Source organism: Desulforhopalus sp. IMCC35007 (genome assembly GCF_005116575.1).
Taxonomy (GTDB): Bacteria; Desulfobacterota; Desulfobulbia; order Desulfobulbales; family Desulfocapsaceae; genus Desulforhopalus_A.
This window is the reverse complement of the sequence record NZ_SWCN01000002.1, coordinates 182,055-205,231: the sequence shown is the minus strand read 5'-3', so window position 1 is coordinate 205,231 and position 23,177 is coordinate 182,055. Positions and strand designations below refer to the sequence as shown.

The 23,177-nt window shown below is 45.4% G+C and carries 22 protein-coding genes; 17 read left to right on the top strand and 5 right to left on the bottom strand.

The genetic code is table 11. From position 1 onward, the window contains the following. Nucleotides 1–48 precede the first annotated feature (48 nt). From FCL48_RS02770 to FCL48_RS02715, 12 genes are all read left to right on the top strand, one after another. Nucleotides 49–1,449: an MFS transporter gene (locus FCL48_RS02770; protein ID WP_136870711.1), complete on the top strand. Its 1,401-nt coding sequence runs from the start codon at nt 49–51 to the stop codon at nt 1,447–1,449. Next, on the top strand, nt 1,446–1,925 hold the full coding sequence (locus FCL48_RS02765) for a GNAT family N-acetyltransferase (protein ID WP_136870710.1): 480 nt from the start codon (nt 1,446–1,448) through the stop codon (nt 1,923–1,925). The genes FCL48_RS02770 and FCL48_RS02765 overlap by 4 nt, the downstream gene beginning before the upstream one ends. A 269-nt stretch (nt 1,926–2,194) precedes the next feature. Then, nucleotides 2,195–3,541, top strand: a complete 1,347-nt coding sequence (locus FCL48_RS02760) for a murein L,D-transpeptidase family protein (RefSeq protein ID WP_136870709.1) — start codon at nt 2,195–2,197, stop codon at nt 3,539–3,541. Nucleotides 3,542–3,583: 42 nt separating this feature from the next. Then, nucleotides 3,584–5,146, top strand: a complete 1,563-nt coding sequence (locus tag FCL48_RS02755) for a M14/M99 family metallopeptidase (RefSeq protein ID WP_136870708.1) — start codon at nt 3,584–3,586, stop codon at nt 5,144–5,146. Between the two features lie 54 nt (nt 5,147–5,200). Then, nucleotides 5,201–5,560: a hypothetical protein gene (locus FCL48_RS02750; RefSeq protein WP_136870707.1), complete on the top strand. Its 360-nt coding sequence runs from the start codon at nt 5,201–5,203 to the stop codon at nt 5,558–5,560. 119 nt (nt 5,561–5,679) lie between these two features. After that, on the top strand, nt 5,680–5,838 hold the full coding sequence (locus tag FCL48_RS02745; RefSeq protein WP_136870706.1) for a rubredoxin: 159 nt from the start codon (nt 5,680–5,682) through the stop codon (nt 5,836–5,838). Between the two features lie 62 nt (nt 5,839–5,900). Next, on the top strand, nt 5,901–6,230 hold the full coding sequence (locus FCL48_RS02740) for a hypothetical protein (RefSeq protein ID WP_136870705.1): 330 nt from the start codon (nt 5,901–5,903) through the stop codon (nt 6,228–6,230). A 281-nt stretch (nt 6,231–6,511) separates the two neighbouring features. Next, nucleotides 6,512–6,943: a PilZ domain-containing protein gene (locus FCL48_RS02735; protein ID WP_136870704.1), complete on the top strand. Its 432-nt coding sequence runs from the start codon at nt 6,512–6,514 to the stop codon at nt 6,941–6,943. Between the two features lie 17 nt (nt 6,944–6,960). After that, nucleotides 6,961–7,362, top strand: coding sequence for a hypothetical protein (locus tag FCL48_RS02730; protein ID WP_136870703.1), 402 nt, complete (start codon nt 6,961–6,963; stop codon nt 7,360–7,362). Between the two features lie 233 nt (nt 7,363–7,595). Continuing rightward, entirely contained in the window at nt 7,596–8,513 is a 918-nt protein-coding gene (locus tag FCL48_RS02725; RefSeq protein WP_136870702.1) for a homocysteine S-methyltransferase family protein, read from the top strand. 295 nt (nt 8,514–8,808) lie between these two features. Further along, nucleotides 8,809–10,044 carry a hypothetical protein gene (locus tag FCL48_RS02720; RefSeq protein ID WP_136870701.1) on the top strand — a complete coding sequence of 412 codons (1,236 nt, stop codon included), beginning with the start codon at nt 8,809–8,811 and terminating at the stop codon, nt 10,042–10,044. Between the two features lie 14 nt (nt 10,045–10,058). Further along, nucleotides 10,059–10,448, top strand: a complete 390-nt coding sequence (locus FCL48_RS02715; RefSeq protein ID WP_263577232.1) for a rhodanese-related (seleno)protein — start codon at nt 10,059–10,061, stop codon at nt 10,446–10,448. 165 nt (nt 10,449–10,613) lie between these two features. On the opposite strand, the gene FCL48_RS25345 is transcribed toward FCL48_RS02715, so the two are convergent. Together FCL48_RS25345 and ilvC are read right to left on the bottom strand one after the other, a co-directional pair. After that, nucleotides 10,614–10,949: a helix-hairpin-helix domain-containing protein gene (locus FCL48_RS25345; protein WP_136870699.1), complete on the bottom strand. Its 336-nt coding sequence runs from the start codon at nt 10,947–10,949 to the stop codon at nt 10,614–10,616. 244 nt (nt 10,950–11,193) lie between these two features. After that, entirely contained in the window at nt 11,194–12,666 is a 1,473-nt protein-coding gene (gene ilvC / locus FCL48_RS02705; protein WP_136870698.1) for a ketol-acid reductoisomerase, read from the bottom strand. Nucleotides 12,667–12,891: 225 nt separating this feature from the next. Here ilvC and ilvY point away from each other — a divergent pair, with 225 nt between their 5' ends. The 5 genes from ilvY to FCL48_RS02680 all read left to right on the top strand — a co-directional run bounded on the left by ilvY (nt 12,892) and on the right by FCL48_RS02680 (nt 17,583). Next, complete coding sequence (gene ilvY / locus FCL48_RS02700) at nt 12,892–13,782, top strand: HTH-type transcriptional activator IlvY (RefSeq protein ID WP_136870697.1); 891 nt, start codon at nt 12,892–12,894, stop codon at nt 13,780–13,782. A gap of 3 nt (nt 13,783–13,785) precedes the next feature. Beyond that, nucleotides 13,786–14,538 carry a 5'/3'-nucleotidase SurE gene (gene surE, locus FCL48_RS02695; protein WP_136870696.1) on the top strand — a complete coding sequence of 251 codons (753 nt, stop codon included), beginning with the start codon at nt 13,786–13,788 and terminating at the stop codon, nt 14,536–14,538. A gap of 17 nt (nt 14,539–14,555) precedes the next feature. Next, complete coding sequence (locus FCL48_RS02690) at nt 14,556–15,452, top strand: cation diffusion facilitator family transporter (RefSeq protein WP_136870695.1); 897 nt, start codon at nt 14,556–14,558, stop codon at nt 15,450–15,452. A gap of 181 nt (nt 15,453–15,633) precedes the next feature. Then, nucleotides 15,634–17,040 (top strand): Trk system potassium transporter TrkA, encoded by a 1,407-nt coding sequence (trkA, locus tag FCL48_RS02685; protein ID WP_136870694.1) that lies wholly within the window; start codon nt 15,634–15,636, stop codon nt 17,038–17,040. Nucleotides 17,041–17,097: 57 nt separating this feature from the next. Further along, nucleotides 17,098–17,583 carry an LEA type 2 family protein gene (locus FCL48_RS02680; RefSeq protein WP_136870693.1) on the top strand — a complete coding sequence of 162 codons (486 nt, stop codon included), beginning with the start codon at nt 17,098–17,100 and terminating at the stop codon, nt 17,581–17,583. Between the two features lie 149 nt (nt 17,584–17,732). Here FCL48_RS02680 and FCL48_RS02675 read toward each other — a convergent pair whose 3' ends face one another. The 3 genes from FCL48_RS02675 to FCL48_RS02665 are packed head-to-tail and all read right to left on the bottom strand — an operon-like array spanning nt 17,733 to nt 23,149. Then, nucleotides 17,733–20,561 carry a response regulator gene (locus FCL48_RS02675; protein ID WP_136870692.1) on the bottom strand — a complete coding sequence of 943 codons (2,829 nt, stop codon included), beginning with the start codon at nt 20,559–20,561 and terminating at the stop codon, nt 17,733–17,735. Next, complete coding sequence (locus FCL48_RS02670; protein WP_136870691.1) at nt 20,561–21,112, bottom strand: YfiR family protein; 552 nt, start codon at nt 21,110–21,112, stop codon at nt 20,561–20,563. Before FCL48_RS02670 ends, FCL48_RS02675 begins: the two co-directional genes overlap by 1 nt. 6 nt (nt 21,113–21,118) lie before the next feature. Beyond that, entirely contained in the window at nt 21,119–23,149 is a 2,031-nt protein-coding gene (locus FCL48_RS02665) for a TonB-dependent siderophore receptor (RefSeq protein ID WP_169309047.1), read from the bottom strand. Nucleotides 23,150–23,177: the final 28 nt, after the last annotated feature.

Genomic DNA, 23,177 nt, shown 5'->3' with positions numbered 1-23,177 from the left:
ATCCTTTATCATTTACGTTAATTTTTAGTGAACCGCAAGCCGGAAAACATGATCAACACAAGCAAAGATGAGCAAACATCATTTACGGCAACCCTCTGGGTCATCGCGGCTGTACAGTTTCTGACCCCTTTTATGTTTTCTGCCATTGGTGTTGCATTACCTGCCATCGGTAAAGAGTTCTCCTCAGGTGCTGTGCAGCTCGGACTTATCGAAATGGTATACATCCTTGGGGTCGCTCTCCTTCTTCTGCCTGCAGGACGGTATGCCGACATTTACGGTCGCAAGAAAATTTTTTTTTCAGGAACCATCCTAATCACTCTTGCAACCTTTGCCCTCGCCTTTGCACCAACAGTCAACCTGCTCATCATGTTCAGATTCATTCAAGGCATTGGGGCGGCTCTCATCACCTCCACCAGCTTTGCCATACTTAACTCCGTCTGCCCGCCACAGGAAAGAGGCCGGGCCATGGGCATCGTGGTAAGCTGTGTCTACCTTGGAATCTCCGCCGGTCCAACCCTTGCGGGCCTCATGATAGATTATCTCGGTTGGCGATGGATTTTTCTCAGCGCTGTTCCTGTGGAACTCACCATTCTCATCTTTGCCGTCATCAGACTGAAAGGTGAGTGGGCAGAGTCCGCAGGCGAGTCCTTCGACTGGTTTGGTTCTGCCATGTATATGATTGCCCTGTCAGGAATCATCATTGGCGTACTGGAGGCTCAACATCTGGCAATGGCAAAATGGTTCGGTCTTGCCGGACTGTTTCTGATTATTCTTTTTTTCATCTATGAGAACTCAATAGCTCATCCCATTCTTCCCTTAAAGAAGATAGTCAACAATAAGGTTTTTGCCTTGAGCAATCTTGCCACCTGGCTCAACTATGCGGCTTCTTTTGGCGTCACGTTTTTCTTTTCGCTTTACCTCCAGATAATCAGAGGCGTACCTCCTAAAATTACCGGGTTTATCCTCATAATACAACCCCTCCTGCAAGCGGTCTGCGCCCCTGTAGCCGGTCGTATGGCTGACAAATACAGCCCTGCTCCCATAGCTACCTTCGGCATGGGTATGTGTTCACTGGGGCTTGCCGGATGCATTTTTATCTCCGATGTCTCATCGTATTTTCACCTTTTCTCCATTCTTTGTATTATGGGAATTGGTTTTGGCTTTTTTTCCACACCTAACTCAACCGCAATAATGGCCAGCATCGAAAAAAAGGATTATGGAATGGCTTCAAGTATGATTGCAACCATGCGCACCTGCGGCATGCTGACGGCAATGACACTCATTACCGCACTGCTCTCCTTTTATCTTGGAGACCAGGCTGTCACTGCGGTTACGGGGCCTGATTTTTTACAAACCATGCACACTGCAATGGTGGTTTTTACTCTGCTCAGTATTGTCGGGATATTCTTATCCATGGCAAGGACCACTAAGGGATCGGATCAACGATGAATATCAGCTGGAGTTTCCACACATTCGCTCAACTTTCCATAGATGAACTCTACAGCGTTCTGATGTTGCGCCAGGAGGTCTTTGTGGTTGAACAGAACTGTGCCTATCTCGATTGTGACAGCCATGACCAAGACTCCCACCACCTGCTTGGCTGGCTCACATCCGGTTATGAAAAAGAGCTTGTCGCCTACCTTCGCATCATCCCTCCCACGACCCCAGACACCCACCCCCACATAGGCCGGGTCCTCTGCCATAAAAAAATCCGTCGACACGGTATAGGCAAACTGTTAATTCAACGGGGTATTTCACATTGTTTACAGCTGTTTTCAGGAAAACAGATCCACATTTCAGCCCAGCAGTATCTCCTCGGTTTTTATACTGATCTCGGGTTTCAAGCCTCTTCACCGCCCTATGATGAAGATGGCATCCCTCACATTGGCATGATCTACGAAAAAGATACAAAGGAACCGAAGTAAACTTCATGCAAGCGAAGCCCTGAAAGATAAAAAACGAAAAAACTATTGAAGTTCCGATTGAAATTTGTCAAACAACAGTTGGAAATTTCCAAGAGGGTAAGAGTAACATCATTTACGCGTGACTAAACATCACTGTTGCAGGTGGCATTTTTCCTTGAAAGACCTTTCCTCCAGGTATCCTGGTATACCCAATGAAGAAACATTCGCTAATTTATAGCTTATCCGTCATTCCATAGACAACAGTCCAACCGACTGTTTTTCCATATATTATGATAAAACGTTTTACCCATTTTTTAACGATAGCTTCTATTGTAATCCTCGGTCTCATATCCATAGCTTATGGTGGTCTGCCTCCCAGTAACACCCCGGGAATTCAACTGTATCTGTATGTAGATCATTCACCGACACCTTTTATCATTGTTGAAAAAGCAACCCAGAAGCTGATGCTGTTTGAACAGGGAGAATCTCTTTCCCTGATTAACACATGGTCATGCGCCACCGGAGAAACTCCAGGAACCAAAAGCGAAAGCGGAGACACAAAGACCCCGGAAGGCATCTATTTCATAACCGAAATATTTCAGGACAATGAAATAACCGTTTTCGGCAGCCGTGCCTTCCATCTCAATTATCCCAACATTTTTGACGAATATGCCGGACATAATGGCGACGGTATTTTTATCCATGGAACCAACAAAACCCTGATACCATACAGTTCTAATGGCTGTATCACTCTCAACAACAGGGACCTTGAACAACTGGCGCCCTATCTGGCGGTCGACACCGTCCCTGTCATTATCGTTGAAATCATGGAGGAACAGCTCAAACAGCAAAATTTTGCCCTTTCTTATGGTGATTCAACCTTTAACACCATCATGGAAACACTGGGGCTGGCCAACCAACCGATCAAACCGGAGCAGATAGAAAAACTCAACTTTCTCAAAGTTGGCTCCCAGGCCATGGCCTGGATCAGATACGATGAATATGATGCAAATTCTCTTCAATACAAGTATGACAAACAGGTATTTCTCACACCATCCCCTGCCAAAAACTGGAGAACCTTGTATTCAACGCATAAACAGGACATGATACCTGATCTTCTTGCTATCCATCCAAAAAAATACAAGAATACTCTGGTGAAAGAAGCTCTGGCAGCCCCACCACCAGAAGTAGTTGTAGCCCCGCCACCTAAAGTGGTTGCAGCTCCGCCACCTAAAGTAGCTGCAGCTCCACCAGCGGAAGTTGTTATGGTTCCACCTTTGCCGAAACGCGCCATTGCCACCATCACAAAAGGTGGAGAAATAATCGATTTTGTTGAAAAATGGAGAAAGTCGTGGGCTCAAAAAGATATGAAAACCTACATGAGTTGTTACAGTAACAACTTTCGAAGTAGTGGCCTGAATAAAAACGGCTGGAGACAAAAGAAAACCTACCTCAGCCAGAAATATCAATACATTCAGGTCGGCATCGATAATATAGTTGTTGAAAGAACAAACAAGAAGGCAAAAGTTTCCTTTTTTCAAAAGTATAAATCCGATCGTTATCAAACCAGCGGAACGAAAACCCTCCAACTTGTGATGGAGGATGGAAAGTGGATGATTGAAAAAGAGTATATGTAGTTCACAGTCCTTGATTTTATCTCAAAAAGGCACACTCGTTAAATGAAAATAAATACCTTGCTTCAACATGCTGTACTCTTTACCGGTCTTTTTCTCATAAGCTTTGCAGCTCATGCCCGGGGGGTCAGTCACCAAAGTCTTCACGATGTGTATCTGGCAAATACAGAGCACGAACTACACGTTTTTCGGATATATGGGAAAAAACCGGGAAAGACTATCCTGGTTATTGGAGGAATTCAAGGTGACGAACCAGGCGGCTATCTCACTGCAGATCTCTATGCTGATATCACTCTGAAACAGGGCAACCTCATTGTCGTTCCACGGGCCAATTTCTACTCCATTCTCCTCAACCAGCGAAACGGCCTGACCGGAGATATGAACCGGAAATTTGGAGAAAAAGATAAAGACCATAAAAATCTGGAGCAGGAGATCGTCTCTATCTTAAAAGGGCTCATCGGTGAAGCAGACTGTCTATTAAATCTTCATGAGGGCTCAGGCTTTTACAGCCCAGACTATATCAGCGAGATAGAAAACCCGCAAAGATTCGGACAATCTGTCATATTTGATGCAGACAGGTATCTCAGCGCAGAGGGGAAAACCATCAACCTTGAAGACATTGCGCTTCGTGTCATTGGCCGGGTCAACCCTCAAATCGAAGAGCCGCGTTACCAGTTTAAAGCAAATAACCACAATACCATCTCAGATACAACAACCCATCTTGAGCAACGAAATTCTGCTTCCTACTACGCACTGACCCAGGCAAATATTCCCGCTTTTGGCATTGAAACTTCAAAATCCATCAAATCCAACAGCGAAAAAGTCAATCTGCAAAAGCTTGTGGTCAATTCCTTTATGACTGAATTCGATATTATCCCTGACAGCCCCGGCCTGCTCACTGAAAAAACAGAGCTCGATTATATACTGGTGAAGATTAACAGTGGTCTGCCCTATGCGGTTCCAAATGGTTCCGAAATCACTGTTTCTCCGGGTGATGAGGTTATAATTACCGACATTATTGCAAATTTTGATCGTGGCTTGGCCGCTGACTTTGTTGATATGGGAAGTTACAACGACACAAAACTGCCATTTCGCATAGCACAGGCAACCAAGGTGCTTATCCGCAAAGATGCAGAAACGTGCGGCTATGTCGATATTAAGATAAAAGAAGAGACCTCTTCTCAACCTTCAGATAATACTTTGAAGACTACTGCTTCAGAGGGTAGGCAACAGAAAGTTTCCGCCTCTGATAGCGCTGCTGTTCCCATTGGTTCGTTGCGTGCAGAAAAACTGCTTGTGAACCTCAATGGCCAGTTCATGAGCGTCAAAGAAGGTGAAGAGCTGGTTGTCCCTCGGGACAAAGCACTCATTATAAAAGGTGTGCAAAGCAATATTCCTCTTCTTGACAGCGATATTCTCGCCAATCTCAAAGGATTTGCACCTCCAAAATCCAACAATGACGGCAATGACATTAATTTTGCTGTCTATCCGGAGCAGGATCTCTGGAAGAGATACTCCGAAGATAAACAAGGCCTTCGCTACCCTGTGAACGCAATCCATAACGACAAAACAATCGGAATTTTCTGGATTCGACTGGAAGAGCAATAACATATTCTCTCAAGGTATTTTGTATATTCCCATACTCTTATAAAGGACTGACATATGATCACTTACATTTACTGGGCAGGTATTATCCTTGCGGCTCTTCTTGTTTTTGGAGTCTGTGCCAAAACCAATCAATGGAAGACAGGCATTATCACCTCCGTGGTGATCCTTGCAATAGGCTGGAGTACCTATTATTTCAGATTGCAGCAGGTTTTTGTAAAAAACTACGGCGGCGTAATGAAAATAGAAGTTCCTGCGGGCCATTACCATATTAGCGCCACATGGAAGGATGATAATCTCTGGGTTGAAAATTATGATCCGGCAACGAACTCATGTATTTTCAGTGAATATTCTAAGGGAAATCTCCTCCAGGGAAAGGTAACCATTAAAAATTGTAATCCAATTATACCAAAATAGAGTATTTTAACGAACAGGCGATCTTCTTTGCACCAGTGCAGGAAGATTATTGACCATAACTATCATTATTATTAACATAGAGCTGTTCGTTTCACATCCAAACAAACAAGGAGAGCATAATGCAAAAATGGGAATGTCCATGTGGGTACATTTATGACCCCGAAGAAGGCGATTACGAGAATGGTGTAGATCCCGGAACACCCTGGGAAAAAGTACCAGCTGATTGGGTTTGCCCTAAATGCGGGGCGGAGAAAGAAGATTTTTGGAAAGCTGACTAAACGCTGCAATTTTTTGTTTTTACTGATTTTATAAACGGCTGTATAACTTACAGGAGCGGAAAATGAAAATCTCAGTAGATAGAAATGTTGTTGAAATTACACCTGAATCAGATCAAGAAACAGCATCCTTAGATGTACTATGGAAAATCATTATCGATTGCTACGGCAACAACAAAAAACTTGTGCCTATGGGACAATTTGTTCCAGGCATTGATTCACTGGCCAGGTTTAACATTGAAGGGGTTAAAGGTGGAGCCACCATCTACTCCAGTGAACACAAAGCTCCCCAGGACAACACCTACTACTGCCATACCTGTAATAAATACATGAAAGTAAAAGTAAATGATCCTGTACCTCTGTGCTGTGGCAGAGAGATGGAAACCATCGACTAACCTGCTTCATCTGACAAATCACCCTCTTCCAATGGGTGATTTGTCCTCTCTTGACGTAAGTCTCCGTTCATTCTTTGATGTGCAAATTTTACTCTTTTCCTCTGTAGGTGGGCAAATTATTGTTCTTTTCTTGGCCTGCTCTCCATTTATTTACCCTAACACACTGAAAAAACGACAAAATAGAAAATGGCATTTTCTTTGCTTAATACGATCTAGAGATATGGCGCATTGATATTGGACAAGGGGGAGAAAACAAACACCTTGATCACAAAGGAGGCAACATGAAGACTCATATTTACAGACGACAATATGAGAGAATCCACCTTTCTGCCAGTGCGAAAATTTATTTTGAAGACAAGGTTGTCGAGGGACTGCGAACAAAAGATATCAGTCTCTCCGGCATATATGTCCTCGGAAAACTTCAGTTCTACCCATTTGAGGCCTGTCAACTCTCTATAAAAGGGCGCTGGTTAGAGACTGAGTCCATAGTTCTCGATTGTACGGCGCGGAAAAGTAGGCAAGATTACTGTGGCACTGCGTTTCAGTTCACCCAGATGAACCATGAAACTTTTGAAATGCTGCAAACTTTTCTACTCTACAATAGCTCGGATCCCATTGGTCTTGGTAGAGAATTTGCCAGCCACTGCCCATTCGATGTCTGGAATCAGGGGCCAAAGCTCCATGATAAAAACGCCAAAGAGTTAACCTGCTAGCCTAATTGGGAGACACCATGAATACCTTAACTGTGCAGGGGCATATATCCCCACAATATATTCCAGAGCAACGACACTACGAAAGACTTCACATAGCACATCTTCTTGCCGTGACGAAATGGGGAACAGGTCAAATCTTTGAAATCAACCACAGGGGTCTGTCCTTCGGTTGTCTTTATCCACACAAATTTAACGAGCAGTGGACAATGGACATTCTTGACGCCCGCGGATCACATGTCAAAGATCTGCAGGTAACAAAAATCTGGGAAACCAGAAGCGGCGACCAGGAGATCAAAAACAGATTCGAACTGATAGTCGGAGTGGCATTCGTCAAACCAAACTACAAACAAATTGTCGAGATTAACGACCTGCTGGAAGATGCCGACAATGGAGCTCTCCAATATCCAGAGCTGCTCTAATTTTCTTACGCGTCGTCAAGATCATACAGGTCTCTCCTAGAATCGGCATTACATGTAAGGCTGTTTGTCATGGCTTTACGGGTGATGCCGTTATTTTTTGTCAAACACCGACTTAACCCAAGTAACATACTCCCTTTTAACAAGGTATTGCATCATCCTGTTTTTGTAGATATTCTACTGGGAAAAATTAATGGCTCACCCCATCTCCCTGGCAAACTTTACAAAGATTTAATATGCTTTTTCAACAATACATATCCGACTTTCCACTCATCTTGACAGAGTGTGCTATAACCGAACGTCTGCGCAGACTGCCACACATTGAGCTACACCCCCTCCTGTTTCTTACTCCTCTTATTTACGATGTAGCCGGAAGAGTTGAACTGGAAAAAATATATTACAGCTACCGAAATGTCGCCCTGCAGGCCAGGCTACCTATCCTCCTGTGCGCACCAACCTGGCGACTTGATCAACAACAGACAGTACAAGCGGGTGCCAGCCCTACTATAAATTCTGACGCTGTGGGATTTATTAGAGGTCTGGCAACCTCCTGGCAGCACCCCAACTCGCCCGTTATCACGGGGGCTCTACTTGCCCCCAAAAACGATTGCTATTCGCCCAGGGAAGGGCTTAGCCGAACAGAGTCAGCCCGTTTTCATTCCTGGCAGATTCAACAACTCATCAATACCGGTATATCCGTCATTACCGCCCAGACCATGCCGGCAGTGAATGAAGCCCTGGGTATGGCAGATGTCCTTTCCTCAACGCAAACTCCCTATATCATCAGTTTTGTTATTGGGGATGACGGCAACATCCTCGACGGGACGCCTCTCTGGCAGGGAATTCAAACCATCGACAATGGAGTTTCACGGCCTCCTGCCGGATATATGATTAACTGTGTCTACCCAACATTTCTAAGAGCGGAGACGCAGCCTGCAGAACTTTTTCAACGTCTTCTTGGGATACAGGCTAATGCCTCATCCAAAACTCATCAACAACTCGATGGTTCGTCTACCCTGCAGCAGAACCCCGTTCAGGACTGGGGGGAAAATATGCTTTATCTCCACAGAAACTTTGGCCTGAAAATTCTCGGCGGCTGTTGTGGTACTGATCATTCCTATCTGCAATTTATCACAGACCACCTGCCTGTCTGACTCTGCCCACCTTTGTGTTACTCTTGTAACTCTCTCATCTGCTCTTAGTATAAACTGTAAGGAGCAATGATGTTGTCCCTCAAGAGATCTTGACGTTTTGTCCCCATTGAGGCGAATTTTTTGTGCGGCCCCAGGAAGGTGACAGCTATTGCAAAGGTACAATTTTGAGGACCAGAAATTGTGAGGTGAAACAGACTTTTTCTGGAGAGACATTCCCCCAGGGGTAATCTTGATTGATTTGATATTTGAGTCAAGATTAAGGCGGTCAAAATGTTAAGGGATGCAGATGAGGGTCATGGGTAATTACTTTTTCATCACAGCAGCTATGTATCTCAGCTGGCTGGTCAGCCCCGAGTCACTGGTGATTGTCAGCAGAGCAGCTGGCACCGGCGGGTGGTTGGCCCCCCCTGCTCTGGCTGCAGCGGCAACTCTTTGCTATTGTACAGCTGCTCTCGTACAACGACTTCCCGTAACAAGGCCAGCAATCAGGATTATCCTCATTCTGCAGGCTGGTACTGACCTGGCCGCAAAAACGGCACTGGTCATTTTTATCCCTACGGGAGTACTCGTGACCGCCGGTTTTACGTTTAATGAAACCTTTCTGTACTGGTTTCCCAATTTTGCCTTCAGCGCGATTCTACTGGCGGCTTTACTTATACTTCACCTTGCAGGCAACACTGCGGTTGAGAGATCACAGCAAATTTTCACCCTTCTGACAGTGACCTGCCTCAGCATTATTATCTTGTCAGGGTTATTCACAGGTGGAGGTCATTTAGATAAAACAGTGCAGATGGATCACCCCCTCCCGCAATCACAGCACCTGATCTCTCTTTTTTTTGGTGGACTCCTTTTTTTTCTTGGTGGCCTCCAGCCACAAAAGAGACAACTGACCTCCCTCCAGCTGTTTTTCATTTTCTGCGGAGCAACCAGCCTCCTCATTCTCTGGCAGACGGTTGCCATGAGCTACATACCTCATGCAAAACTGGCTTCTTCCACAATCCCATACATTCTTGTTGGTCGCGAAATTCTCGGGCAGGAAGGCCGAATAATTATAGGAATTGCTACAATAAGCGGCACCTGTGCTGTTGTGAACTATTTTCTCCATCTTGCAACCAGCACTCATACACAGCTCATGGGAGAGTTTTCTTCCCTTTTTGTAACGAAACCTCAGATGACCAGACGTGCCATGGCTGCCATTTTTTCCGCTGCTATTGCCGTTTGCATGGCCACCGGGCTGGCAGGAGAACAGCATCTTGAACATTATATCTACGGTGCGTTACTCCTGTGGTTGCTCAATACAGGAATTGAGACAGTCTTGAGGGTCCGAGGCAACCACAGTACCTTTTCTATCACAACTATCTTTTGCTATATGACAAGTTGCATATTCTTTATGGCCTTTATCTACTTCGTCATTACCTATAATGATTCCACCTCACTTCTTATTTTTATCACTCTTGCGTTGGGACTCGGTTCGCTTTTGGCGGCTGTCATGTCTGTTCTGAGCAAGAAATTCAACCGGAAAACCTCTTAATAAGGAGACGATTTATGAAAAGAATAATCTCACTACTTATCGTTTTTTCACTCTTTTTAGCCACACCTCTTGTCGCGGCTGATGTTGCAATAATGGACAAAGATGAATTAAAGGCACTGCTTGGGTCAGACAAACTTGTCATCATAGACGTACGAACAGGGCGAGACTGGACCACCAGTGAATTTAAAATTCAGGATGCTATTCGAGTGGATGGCCAGGACCTGTCGGCTGTTGAAACACTTCCCAAAGAGAACACCTTTGTTTTTTATTGCGCCTGACCCAATGAGTATACAAGTGCCAGGATGGCACAAAAGCTTATCGATCAGGGCTATGAAAATGTGTATGCACTCAAAGGCGGATGGAGAGACTGGTACCGAAATAAATATCCGGTGGTAAATAAGTAGGTTATCGCAGAAAACCTGGACCTACAATTGCCACAACCATCATTATGGTTGTGGCAATTGTAGAATATTCCTCTGCAAAACCTATCGGCGATACTCGTTTGATCAACAATTTGAAATTATTGTCTTAATTATAAATTAACATATTTTCAGTATCCCTTTCTGAACTCAAAAGTTAAGAAAAGGCTTCATTTTCGCGAGGGTTTTCTCACCTATTCCCTTTACATTCAACAAGTCATTAGCCGATTTAAAATTACCATTTGCTTTACGATATTTTACTATGGCACTAGCGGTGGCTGGGCCAACCCCTGGTAACTGGGTCAGCATCTCTTCGTCTGCGGTATTGACATTTACTGCCGTAACGGCATCTTTCATCGACTTTGTCGATTGAGTGGTAGTTTTGCTGGCTTTGTCTACCGCTGACGCTGCGACACTGCTTACCGGTACAGAGATACAAAGTGATAACGCAAAAAGCAGCGCAATACAGAAATTGAAGATTTTCATAACGACTCCTTATTGGGTATGTGGAATTTAACCTACTCAGCGACACATGAAATTTGTGACGCCCTCCGAACACTCGCGTTGCTACGAAATCAAAATAGACGACTCTGCTAATATTTCAAGAAAAAACCTAACAATACCTAATAATCCTTATTACAAACGAACTTTCATGCTCTGCCAACAAAAATGGGGTGTATAAAAGCCTGAACTTTTATACACCCCATTGAGATTGAAAGACCTAATTTTATTACATAATGGGCTTCATGGCACTCATGTGACTGCGAAGCTCCGCGCCCACTTCCTCAATAAGAGAGTAACGAATCGATTCATTGATCTGAATGAGATCAAGATTATCTACACCATTATCTTTAACATCCAGTCCATTTCCAATCACATCCACATCAACCGCTTTCATAAAATCAGCAAGCAGAGGTACCGCAGCATGGGAAAAAAGGTAGTTACCATATTCTGCAGTATCAGAGATAACAACATTCATCTCATATAATTTTTTTCTTGCAACGGTATTGGCGATAAGTGGGGTTTCATGAAGAGACTCATAGTAGGCAGACTCCTCTTTGATCCCGCAATCCACCATGGTATCAAAAGCCAGCTCAACTCCTGCCTTAATCATGGCAACCATCAGAATACCTTTATCGTAGTATTCCTGTTCGCTGATTTCGACATCAGCGGAAGCTGTGTTTTCAAAAGCTGTCTCACCGGTTTCCTTACGCCACTTCAATAGATTGGCATCGTCATTTGCCCAATCTTCCATCATTGTTTTTGAAAAATGACCGGAAGCGATATCGTCCATATGCTTTTCAAAAAGTGGTGCAAGAATATCTTTGAGTTCTTCTGCAAGGATAAATGCACGAACCTTGGCAGGATTGGAAAGGCGGTCCATCATAGCGGTGATGCCACCAAGTTTCAGCGATTCGGTAATAACTTCCCAGCCATACTGAACGAGTTTAGAGGCATAGCCGGCATCGATACCGTTTTCCACCATTTTATTAAAACAGAGGATGGAGCCGGTCTGCAGCATTCCACAGAGGATGGTCTGCTCACCCATCAGGTCGGATTTTACCTCTGCCACAAATGAAGATTCGAGAACACCAGCTTTATGACCACCAGTGGCGCAACAATACGCTTTAGCGATATCCCAGCCGTCACCATTTGGATCATTTTCAGCATGTACCGCAATCAGGGTCGGTACCCCAAACCCACGTTTATACTCTTCACGGACCTCAGTTCCTGGTGCTTTTGGTGCAACCATGATAACGGTCAAATCTTTGCGGACGGTCATACCTTCTTCCACTATATTAAAACCGTGTGAATAAGAGAGGCATGCACCTTTTTTCATGAGGGGCATAACAGTTGAAACCACGTTGGTGTGCTGTTTATCCGGAGTCAGATTGATCACAAGATCAGCAACCGGAATGAGCTCTTCATAGGCACCGACCTTGAAATTATTTGCAGTGGCATTTTTGTAGGATTGGCGTTTTTCATCAATTGCAGCCTGTCTTAAAGCATAGGAGACATCAAGACCACTGTCACGAAGATTGAGTCCCTGGTTCAGCCCCTGAGCACCGCAACCGACAATAACAACTTTTTTACCCTTGAGATAATCAACCCCGTTGAACTCGGATATATCCATGAAACGACATTTGGAAAGTTGCTCAATCTGCTTGCGCAGTGGCAAGGTATTAAAATAGTTAGTTCCCATTTTTATCTCCCTGAATCTGTATAATTTTTCGTAATCAATATTGATTGATGGTAAGCCCACATTTGATATATTGGGAAAGTCCTGTTGCGTCAAGTGATTTATTCGTGATATTGTGTTGCTTAAAGTGCAACACTGAGCCACAAAGGAGCCAATCCCCAGTTCATGAATGAACGCAAAGGGTAATCACCTGGAGACTCTTTACAATCCTAGCAGAGCTGTTTTTCTATGAATATCAGAGAACTCGAACTTTTCAGACATCTGGCAACCTCTCTCCATTTTGGCAAAAGTGCAGTAGAATGCAACATTACCCCATCTGGTCTCACCAGAACAATCCAGCGTATGGAGAACGAAATAGGTGAACCTCTTTTTTTTCGTAACAACCGCTCGGTAAATCTCACGCCAGCCGGAAGGCTTTTTAAAGAGTACTGTGATGAGACCATCAGCCGTTATCAGCTGTTTCAGAATAATCTGAAAAGTGACACCGTCCTGCGGGGTGAACTGAGTCTTTACTGCTCTATTACTGCCATTCTCTCGATTTTACCTAAAATATTCAAAACATACAGACGCACTCATCCCCATGTGATGCTTCATGTACAAACAGGTGATGCTGCCAATGCCTTGAACAAATTACGGACCAGGGAGGTAGACATTGCAATCGCGGCCCTTCCCGAACAATATTTCCCTGAAATAGAATTTCTCGAACTGACAGAAACGCCTCTGCTCTTTATCTATCCCAAATTCTTCCCAGAGACTGTATGTTATAATAGCGATGGTGTAGACTGGGAAAAGACACCTCTCATCCTTCCAGCAAAAGGACTGAGCCGAACCAGAGTTGAGCGATGGTTTGCCGAAAAAGGAATTCGTCCCTACATATATTCCCAGATTGCCGGAAATGAGGCAATAATCGCCATGGTGGCAATGGGAACAGGTATTGGTATTGTGCCGCAACTGGTTCTTGAAAAGAGTGGTCTCAAAAATGAGGTCACTCTGCTTACAACAAGCCCTGCTCTTAAACCTTTTGTCGTTGGTGCCTGTGTACTGGTTCAAAACCAGAACCACCGCCTCGTCCGCTCTTTCTGGAACATAGTGGAAAAGGAAATTTTGCTTCGCAAATAGATTATGACGACCATTCTGATAACCAACGACGATGGAATCAACAGTCCAGGCCTTGAAGCCCTGCGGACAGCATTGCAGCCCCTGGGGGAGACCATTGTCATTGCCCCTGACCGTGATAATTCTGCGGTTTCCCATTCCCTCACCATGCACCGCCCACTAAAAGTACATAAACGCGGCCCCCATACCTTCACCGTAGATGGTACGCCAACCGACTGTGTTGCTATTGGCCTGAAAAAAATTCTTGAATCCCCACCGGATCTCCTCGTTTCAGGTATCAATGCCGGCGCCAATCTCGGAGATGATATTTCCTATTCGGGAACGGTTTCAGCCGCCATCGAAGCCACCATGTATGGTATTCCATCCATTGCCATATCCGTTGGAGGAAAACATCCTCTTGATTATCGTGCTGCCATGAAGGTTGCGGCCTGTATGGCACAAAAGGTGCTCAGCAACGCACTGCCCGAGCAGACCCTTCTCAATATCAACGTTCCCAGCGGAGAAGACTTCAAGAAACTGCTCGTTACCAGACAGGGAAGAAGGCTGTGGCAAAATGCCATTCAGGAAACCCTCGACCCATGGGGGACCAAGCGCTACTGGATAGGCGGAGGGACCCCGCTTGCTGATCCAGAACAGGATACCGACGTCCACGTCTTTGCCCAGGGTAACGTCTCAGTCACCCCGATACAACTTGATCTCACCAACCATGCAGGCATAAGGTATTTAAAAGACACCTGGCACCTGGAAAATAAAAACTGAATACGGCCCCGCCTTACATGAAAACAAAAAAACGGCAGCAAAAAGGCATCTTTGCCGTCAATGTCGGCCTTGGAGCAAATGCACTTCTGGCCATCCTTAAAACCAGCGTCGGAATTTTCGGCAACAGTCCCGCTCTTCTGGCCGATGGCATAAATTCGACCTCCGATGTGGCATACGGTATCGTCGTCAACGTCTTTATGCGCCTGTCAGGAAAACCTGCCGACGATGAACACCCCTATGGTCATGACCGGTTAGAGTCTATTGCAGCAGTCGTGGTCGGTGCTTTTGTTATCACCACTGCGATTTCCATCTTCTGGGCCTCAATCAATAATGTCTACGAGCTGTTAAACCAGCCGAATGATTTTACAGGCGCTACCCAACTAACACTATGGATTGCTCTTTTCACGGTACTTCTGAAAATCTGGCTTTCCATATGGACAAAAAAAATCGGTCAACAGACCAAAAGTAACGTCCTCCTCGCACTTGCGGCAGATCATCGTAATGATATTTTTTCAGCACTTGCGGCCACTGTCGGCATTGTCTTTAGCCAGATCGGCTACATCTGGGTTGATCCCCTGGCCGGAGGCATTGTCTCCGTCATTATCCTGACCACCGGGGTTGAAATCATCAAGGATTCTGCAGCTGATCTCATGAACACCCTGCCTGGTCAGGAACTCACAGCAGAAATCAGCAGGTCTCTGGAAAAGATTCCCGAAGTCAAGGAAGTTGAAGAGATTTCCGGTCACCGTTTTGGCCTCTATATGGTCGTAAACATCACGATCGGGGTATCCGGTGATCTTACCGTTGCAGAAGGGGATGACATTGCAACCCGGGTTGAGGAAACCCTTCTGGAGGATATTGACTATATGCGAAGGGTCTTTGTTCACTATCATCCAGCCAACAATGATCTGTAACAAGATCACGATCTAACCCACAAGAAAACCGTAATCATGTCTACAACCTACTCCCTGCTTTTCGGCATTTTTTACCTGTTGATTTCTCCAGCAATTCTCATTACTCTTCGAGCCTGAGAAACACAACAGGAGAGCAGAATAACTTTATCTCAGTCTGTAAACACCTACAGATGGAGTGACCATGTTTCGCAAAAAACTAGCCGCGGCTGAAAATATTCTCATACTGGGTCTTGGAGGCGTTGGTTTTTACCTTGCTAAACGCCTGATCCATGAAGAATATGCCGTCACAATAATTGAAGCCGACCCCAAGCTCATTCAGCAGGCCGACGGTCAGATTGATGCACGTCTCATTCAAGGTAACGCAATGAGTATCAACTGCTGGAGAGAGGCTGGGGCTGATAAGATGGACTATCTCATCGCTGTTACAGACAATGATGCGGTAAACATGATGGCTGCCTCGATTGCAGACCGTTTCGGCATCAAAAAGAAAATTGCCAGGGTACGCTCCCTGGAATTTGGTAACAACGACTCTCTCCTCACCGCCAAAGATCTCAAGCTCGATCTGCTTATCCATCCAGAGGAACTGGTCGCCCAGGAAACTGTACGTCTCATCCAGATAAATTCCAGTAACGAGATCATCGATATCGCCCAGGGCGAGATCCAACTGCTGGCAACCGACGTTGGTAGATCGTCTCCACTGGCAAACCGGACTCTGCAGGAAATCGCGGCCCTCTATAATGATTTTCCTTTCAGGGTTATTGCCATTGCCAGGGGAATTACCACAATTATCCCCCGCGGAGGCGAGATCATCCATGAAGACGACCATATCTTTATCATGGCCGCAAACGAGCATCTCCCCCGGTTAATGGAAGTGACCGGAATGAAAAAAAAGCGCCAGCAGCGGGTCATGCTGCTGGGCGGTGGCCTTGTTGGCTCAAGGGTCGCTGAATTGCTGGAAAAATCTGTTTCCGTACGCCTCGTTGAAAAGGACGAAATAACAGCCCAGGAACTCTCATTGAGTCTTGCCCACACCGATGTCCTGCACGGTGATGGCTCCGATGGAGACATCCTCATCCAGGCGGGTCTTCTGGACATGGACACCTTTGTGGCAACCACAGGAGAAAACGAAACCAACATTATGACCTGTCTTCTGGCAAAACATATCTGCCAGAAAAATACGTCCAGCGAGAATCAGAAAATATGTAAAACCATCGCTCTGGTTAGCAAAGAGGACTACCTCGTCCTCGCCGCAACAATTGGCTCAGACATTGCTCTGAATAAAAAAGTGATGGCCGCCAACGAGATCGTTAAATTTATCCGCAGAAGTGAGTTTCTGTCAGTTGCACATCTCCATGGCTTTGATACAGAAGTCGTGGAACTGGTCGCGGCAAACAAATCCCCTATTACCAAAAAACCACTTTCCAAACTGGATAAATTTTATCAAGATAAACTCATCATCGGGTCAATCTACAGGAATTCCAGGTGGCAAATTGCAGTCGGGGACACTCATATTCAGGCGGATGAACCCGTCATTGTCGTTTGCCCCTCAAAGGCGCTAAAAGATGTGAGAAAACTCTTTATTTCTTAAATACTGGGTCTCACGGCAAACTGTACAGAACACTCCCCATATCCATTGGAGAAAACCATGAATGGAGTCGTACCTCTAAAATTCATAAGGATTATACCCCTGATCTGTCTCTTTCTCTTTATCAGCAGCTGCGCTTCCTTTGTCCCCTATAAAGAGAAACCAACAGTCGGTCTGAAAACCTTTCAGCTGATGCCAGGCGATGGGCTCATCCCCAAATTTGCAATCGGCCTGCATATCATCAATCCCAACCGGGAATCGCTCAAGATTGAAGGGTTATACTACACTGTCTCAATTGAAGGACACAAAGTGCTTGCCGGGGTTGCCAATGATCTGCCGAAGATACGAGGTTATGGAGAAGGAGATATCTCCATCGAGGCCACAGTTGATCTGCTCGGCGGGGCAAGAGCTTATCCGCTCACTTCTGGTTCAGCCAACAAGCAGTTTTGGCTATACCTTTCGAGCAAAACTGGATATGGGAACCCTGATGCCGACAATGAATATTGTGGAAAAAGGTCAGATAAGTGTAGAAAATTTATAACATAAGCAGTCTGCAACTATCCAAAAATCCTGGACCTGCAACCGATTGGGCTCCCCCCGATAAATGGGAGAAGTCGCTTCACGAAATTCATTCATGATAAGAAAGAGATAAGCCCAGACTTGGAATGAATTTCTTAGGTAATAAGCAACCTCTTTCAGGAGTTGAGCCTGCCGAACAGTTTTTTCAACTGGTCAAAGGAGTAGGGCTTATTTAGATACGCACTAAAACCAAAGTCCTGATAGGCCTGCATAATGGGGTCTCCAGCGTTTCCACTGCAAACAATGAGTTTTGCCTGCCCATCCATCGCAAGAATCTTCTCTGCAGCCTCCCTCCCCCCCATGCCTTCCGGGATGTGCAGGTCAAGAAAAACACAGTGAAACGGTCTGGCTGTTGCCATCTGCCTGCGATATGCCTCTACAGTCGCTGCGCCATCTGTTGTCGATTCAACCTCATACCCCAACATGGAACACATTTTTGTTACGACATCCTGAATAACTTGGTTATCTTCCAAAATCAGGAGATATTTTTTATTATCTGTGGCTGGTTTCTGCCGTTTTTCAGGAGCAGTTTTTTCAGATATTGGAGGATCTACAGAGGACAACTCATCTGTAAGTGCTCTCATCCTCTCGTTCATTTGGTGAAGATTATCCAGTATCAGCTCCCTGTCCTGATCGTTCAGATCAAAATCATATAAGTCTTGAGCCATAGCCGCACAATCACCAAGACCACATTGTAAAAACAGCCCTTTGACCAAATGGGCGTCAGCTCGAAAGCGAACGACCTCACCCGAATCATAATAGCCTTTCAATCTGTTGAGGATCTCTACGATCTGCTGTTGCGCTTTACCCCAGCACCTATCTGCCTGCAGCGGATTCAGTCCGGTATAAACTTGCAGGTAGTCGGTAATCTCCCGGGAGGACATACAGACAACCGTTTTGGTATTTTCAACCGGGGTGTGCTCAACATGGGGTCTTTTGCCAGCACCAAGGTGCATATTACCTGGGACATGATCCAGAACATGAACCGCTTGCAGGGCAGCATAGAGCTGGCTAACCTGAAATGGTTTCGTCACGTATCCATCCATCCCCGACGCCAGACACAGATCCTGATCTCCGGCCATGGCATGGGCGGTCATTGCAATAACCGGCAGATATTTTCCAGCCAGCCGCTCCTTGAGCGGCAAGAGAATATCTCTGAAATCCATAAGATCGGGAACATCCCCCTGCTCGAGACGACGGATGATCCGAGTAGCGGTCAACCCATCCATCAGAGGCATCTGTACATCCATCAACACAACATCATATGTGGAAGAACAAAGATTGCGCAGCACCTCCACACCATTTACACATGTGTCAATCTCGTGATCTTTTTCAAGAACCATACGGGCGAGGTCCCTGTTCACCTCGTTATCATCAGCAATAAGAATACGTAACTTCTGCATTCCCAGGCTGTGACTTTTCTGATAACGGTGAATCTCCTCCACATCGCCTGACTCACAGGGTTTTAACATGATTGAAAAAGAGAAAACAGAGCCCACTCCATATTCACTCCGGACAGTCATCTCACCACCCATAAGGGCGGTAAGTTGCCTGCTTATGGCCAGCCCCAGCCCTGTGCCCCCATACTCCCGGATATAACTGTTATCTGCCTGTTCAAAGCTATTAAAAATGGACTCAAGCTTGTCTGGTTTAATACCGATACCTGTATCCTCAACATCCACAGAAAGTTCAAGCAGCCCCTGTTCATTCTGTTCACTGCTGCTCTCCAGATGAACAGTGACAGAGCCTTTATGGGTAAATTTGATCGCATTTCCAATAAGATTAAACAGTATCTGACGCAAACGCAGATCATCACCGATATAGGCTTTGTGCAGCTGAGCTCCTTCGGTGTATATTAAGTTGATATTTTTTTCCAATGCCAGCATGTGCATGGTCGAAAAGACGGATTCTATAACCTGATCAAGAAGAAAGGGTTGTGAATTGAGCTGAAGCTGTCCCGCCTCAATTTTTGAGAAATCGAGAATATCATTTAAAATCCCCAAAAGATTATCTGCAGAATGCTTCACTGTCAGCAGGAACTTTTGCTGCTTTTGATTCGGGTCCGTCTGGAGGGCGAGATAGGTCATACCAATGATAGCGTTCATCGGTGTTCTTATTTCATGGCTCATATTGGCCAGGAATTCACTTTTTGCCTGACTGGCAGCCTCCGCCTTTTCTTTGGCCTTGAGCAGATCCTTTGTTCTTTTTTCAACCTCATCCTCCAGGTCTTCATCACGTTCCTGAATCTCACCGATCATATAGTTGAATCCACGGGCCAGCTGCCCCAGCTCATCATCGTGAAACACCTTTGTACGTAAGGTATATTGTTTTTTCTCCGAGATGGTCTGCATGGTCGTAAAGAGGCTGAGTATGGGGTCAATGACATAGCCCAGCAGCCTGTTGGAAAAAAGCATTGCAACGATGAGTGCTACGGCAAAGGCGGCGACCAGCAGCAGGGTGATTATCACCTGGGTCTGTCTGAAATCCTCCAGACTGACCAGGAATCTGAGCGTTCCTATTTTATCGCCATCGAGAAAAAGTTCCTGCAATACCGTTGCTCTATCCCCTTTAATCTGTACACCTGGCATGGAAGAGTCGGGGTTTGCTTCACCAAAATCAAATGCCTTATTTTGATAGCTGGCCAACAGACTATCATCGGCATCGGATATTGAGGCTTGAAGGACGTTTGGTTTTTCTGCGAGTGAGCCAAGAATTGTGTCAAGGGCCCGAGTGTCTTTAAACATAACACCCGCCCGGCTGTTTTCTCCTATGACCTGAGAGAGTATTTTCAGTTCGCTTGTGAGTTGTTGCCGAAAGAGATACCTCTGGCTGGCAAGGGCCACGATAGTTGCAAAAACGAGGGCAATGGAACAGGAAAGCAGAATGATGACATGCAGTTTTTTTCTGATCGTAAGTGAGGTAAACCAGCGTTGGAAAACCTTCACTAAAACACCTCCACCGCAAGGTTGAGCAGGGAGGCATTTACCCGAAGCTGACGTTCTTTTGCCTTGGTATTGTTAATCTTAAAAGAGAGTCGATCTTCCACTTTAACAAACTCTATAGTTCCGCCAAGTGCCGCAAAACCATCAGATTCACAAATACTTACAACCGGAGACGTTTCACTCTTTTTCAGATAGGCCTGTAATTTTTCATGACTCACCCCTTTTACATAGAGCAGATGACAGATCTGCTTCTTATCATCTAAGGACGTGAGGTTTTTGAGAACGATAGGTCGCCCTTTTATTTTTTTCGATTCAATTCCAGTAAAGGCCGCTTGTTCGGTATCCATTCCTACGGTACAAATTACAAACGGGTCTGTATCGTTAGAAAACAGCTCTTCCGGCCAGCTGATAAAACGGGCAAAATTGACAATAAATGCGGCCTTAACCTTTTCCTCTACAGGTGCTTCAGCCCGCGAAACTCTAGGGAAGGACAAAAGAGCGACAGCACTCAATAGCAACAATATGGCTATATATTTTCGAGAAAAAATATCCATATTATTTTAAAATTTCCAGGTCACTTTTCCATAGAAACCACGCTCTATTGCCGTAGGAGGGGTAGTATATTCAGATGCATATTGTAATTGACGATCTTCAAACAGGTTTTGTCCCGCCAGCATAATCTCGATATTTTCTGACACCGACCAGATGATATTGGCATCAAAGGCAACATAGTCATCTATAGGAAGCCCTCCACCCAAAATATCTTCACTGTTTCTCACCACAATTTCATCAACATAGCGGAACCACAGATTCAATTTCAGGTCTTTGCCAAGGTTAAACGTCGATCGCAGTGAGGCCTGATGCTGAGGGCTGGAATTTTCGACAAAATCTGTGACAGCTCTTGATGATGGTGTATCAAAGCCATCTTTAACTTGAAAGGACATATCAAGATAGGAATAGACCAATTGAAATGAAACCCAGTCCACAGGTATCCAGTCAAAAACCGCCTCAAGACCATGGGAGTTACCTTTAACCCCGTTGACAAACGTCAGGTCATATCCTGTTGCCGGAGGTTCAAAAGCAACGGTATAGATATCATCATAGTCATTATAAAAAACTGACAAGTCGAGGGAGAAGTCCAAACTGGACTGCCACCTGTAGCCAGCCTCATAGGCAATGAGTTCTTCTGAACTGAATTCATCATTGCCCACCAGACTAGATTGTATGACACCCATCTCAGTTGGAATAACGGCAAGAACCACCTTACTCTGATCCTCTACCATGGACGGGGTTCGGACGGCTCTTGCAACAGAAGTCCAGAGAGAGTGATTGACGGCCGGTTTATAGAGAAGTCGAGCACTCGGCTGCCACTCAGAACCGGTATAATCGTTATGTTCCCACTTGGTGCCTAGAGTAAACCAGAGGGTTTCCGGCACAAGGGTGATTTCATCCTGGAGAAAAGCGCTGTAGAGGTCATCCGTAGTGTCGGTTAAAGCAATTTGATTAGTATCAGAAAAATCCGCCCTTGTCTGCCTGAAACCGCTGCCCATGGTCAGGCTGTTGATTTTCCCAAGTCCCATCTGATACTGCAGATCCAGATCAAAGATATCAACAGTCTGTTGATAAAAATCATCTGCGCGGTCCGTATAGTCATAATACGACTGGATGGTCAGTATCTTATCCGGGCTAAATGTATATTCATACTTGCCAAGAATGTCTGCACCTTCATCGTCAATAGAACCATTTTTTGAAGAAAGATACGGTGGCGTGGTTATCCAGTAGGGAGAAATGAATTGATCTTCATTGTTTTTATAAAGATCACTTTGCAGGGTCCATTTCACCTTTTTTGACGGCTCTCCATCAAGACGTACACTCCCCCGCATGCTTTCCCAACCATCTCCCGCATCCGTATCTCCGTCATACAGACTGTTTTCTTCTCTGTCATTGTAAGATACAGAGAGGCGGCCATAGGTGGACTCTCCAAATTTTTCACCTATCCTGGCAGCGCCAAGAACCCTCTCCTGGGTTCCGCCTCCGGCTGTGAGCATAACCCCTTGGGTATCTTCTGCTTTTTTGGTGATGATATTTATGACACCGTTCACCGCATTTGATCCCCAAAGGGTGCCTCCGGGCCCCCTGATCACCTCAATACGGGCAACATCTTCAAGCAGAACAGTATTCTCATCCCATAATGTACCACTGTAAACCGGGGTATAAACGGAACGTCCGTCGATCAGGACCAAGAGCTTATTTGAGGTATAGCCAGAAAACCCCCTGGATGAGATCGACCATTTAGAAGCACTGAGCTGAGCGACTTGCAGGCCCGGTGCCATGGCCAGAGCATGGGCCACAGATGTCACCCCAGAATTCTTAATATCTTCAGCACTTATGACATAGACAGCCGCCGCTGCATCAGCCAGACTCTGGGGTTTTTTCGACACCGAGGTAATGGTGATATTCATCAACTGGGTTAAATCCATGTCGATATATTCATTCTCCCCGACCCCACCCTGAGCCCTCAGGTTAATGGGCAGGCTTGTGATAATGCATGTCGTGCAGACACACAGTTGGCTAAGAAGTGTTTTTTTCATAATTTTTGTTCCCTCTGACAGTTCCCCC

Excerpts from the sequence above, each read along its gene's own strand:
- FCL48_RS02770 (WP_136870711.1), top strand. The coding sequence starts at position 49 with ATGATCAACACAAGCAAAGATGAGCAAACATCATTTACGGCAACCCTC.
- FCL48_RS02765 (WP_136870710.1), top strand. The coding sequence starts at position 1,446 with ATGAATATCAGCTGGAGTTTCCACACATTCGCTCAACTTTCCATAGAT.
- FCL48_RS02760 (WP_136870709.1), top strand. The coding sequence starts at position 2,195 with ATGATAAAACGTTTTACCCATTTTTTAACGATAGCTTCTATTGTAATC.
- FCL48_RS02755 (WP_136870708.1), top strand. The coding sequence starts at position 3,584 with ATGAAAATAAATACCTTGCTTCAACATGCTGTACTCTTTACCGGTCTT.
- FCL48_RS02750 (WP_136870707.1), top strand. The coding sequence starts at position 5,201 with ATGATCACTTACATTTACTGGGCAGGTATTATCCTTGCGGCTCTTCTT.
- FCL48_RS02745 (WP_136870706.1), top strand. The coding sequence starts at position 5,680 with ATGCAAAAATGGGAATGTCCATGTGGGTACATTTATGACCCCGAAGAA.
- FCL48_RS02740 (WP_136870705.1), top strand. The coding sequence starts at position 5,901 with ATGAAAATCTCAGTAGATAGAAATGTTGTTGAAATTACACCTGAATCA.
- FCL48_RS02735 (WP_136870704.1), top strand. The coding sequence starts at position 6,512 with ATGAAGACTCATATTTACAGACGACAATATGAGAGAATCCACCTTTCT.
- FCL48_RS02730 (WP_136870703.1), top strand. The coding sequence starts at position 6,961 with ATGAATACCTTAACTGTGCAGGGGCATATATCCCCACAATATATTCCA.
- FCL48_RS02725 (WP_136870702.1), top strand. The coding sequence starts at position 7,596 with ATGCTTTTTCAACAATACATATCCGACTTTCCACTCATCTTGACAGAG.
- FCL48_RS02720 (WP_136870701.1), top strand. The coding sequence starts at position 8,809 with ATGGGTAATTACTTTTTCATCACAGCAGCTATGTATCTCAGCTGGCTG.
- FCL48_RS25345 (WP_136870699.1), bottom strand. The coding sequence starts at position 10,949 with ATGAAAATCTTCAATTTCTGTATTGCGCTGCTTTTTGCGTTATCACTT.
- ilvC (WP_136870698.1), bottom strand. The coding sequence starts at position 12,666 with ATGGGAACTAACTATTTTAATACCTTGCCACTGCGCAAGCAGATTGAG.
- ilvY (WP_136870697.1), top strand. The coding sequence starts at position 12,892 with ATGAATATCAGAGAACTCGAACTTTTCAGACATCTGGCAACCTCTCTC.
- surE (WP_136870696.1), top strand. The coding sequence starts at position 13,786 with ATGACGACCATTCTGATAACCAACGACGATGGAATCAACAGTCCAGGC.
- FCL48_RS02690 (WP_136870695.1), top strand. The coding sequence starts at position 14,556 with ATGAAAACAAAAAAACGGCAGCAAAAAGGCATCTTTGCCGTCAATGTC.
- trkA (WP_136870694.1), top strand. The coding sequence starts at position 15,634 with ATGTTTCGCAAAAAACTAGCCGCGGCTGAAAATATTCTCATACTGGGT.
- FCL48_RS02680 (WP_136870693.1), top strand. The coding sequence starts at position 17,098 with ATGAATGGAGTCGTACCTCTAAAATTCATAAGGATTATACCCCTGATC.
- FCL48_RS02670 (WP_136870691.1), bottom strand. The coding sequence starts at position 21,112 with ATGGATATTTTTTCTCGAAAATATATAGCCATATTGTTGCTATTGAGT.
- FCL48_RS02665 (WP_169309047.1), bottom strand. The coding sequence starts at position 23,149 with ATGAAAAAAACACTTCTTAGCCAACTGTGTGTCTGCACGACATGCATT.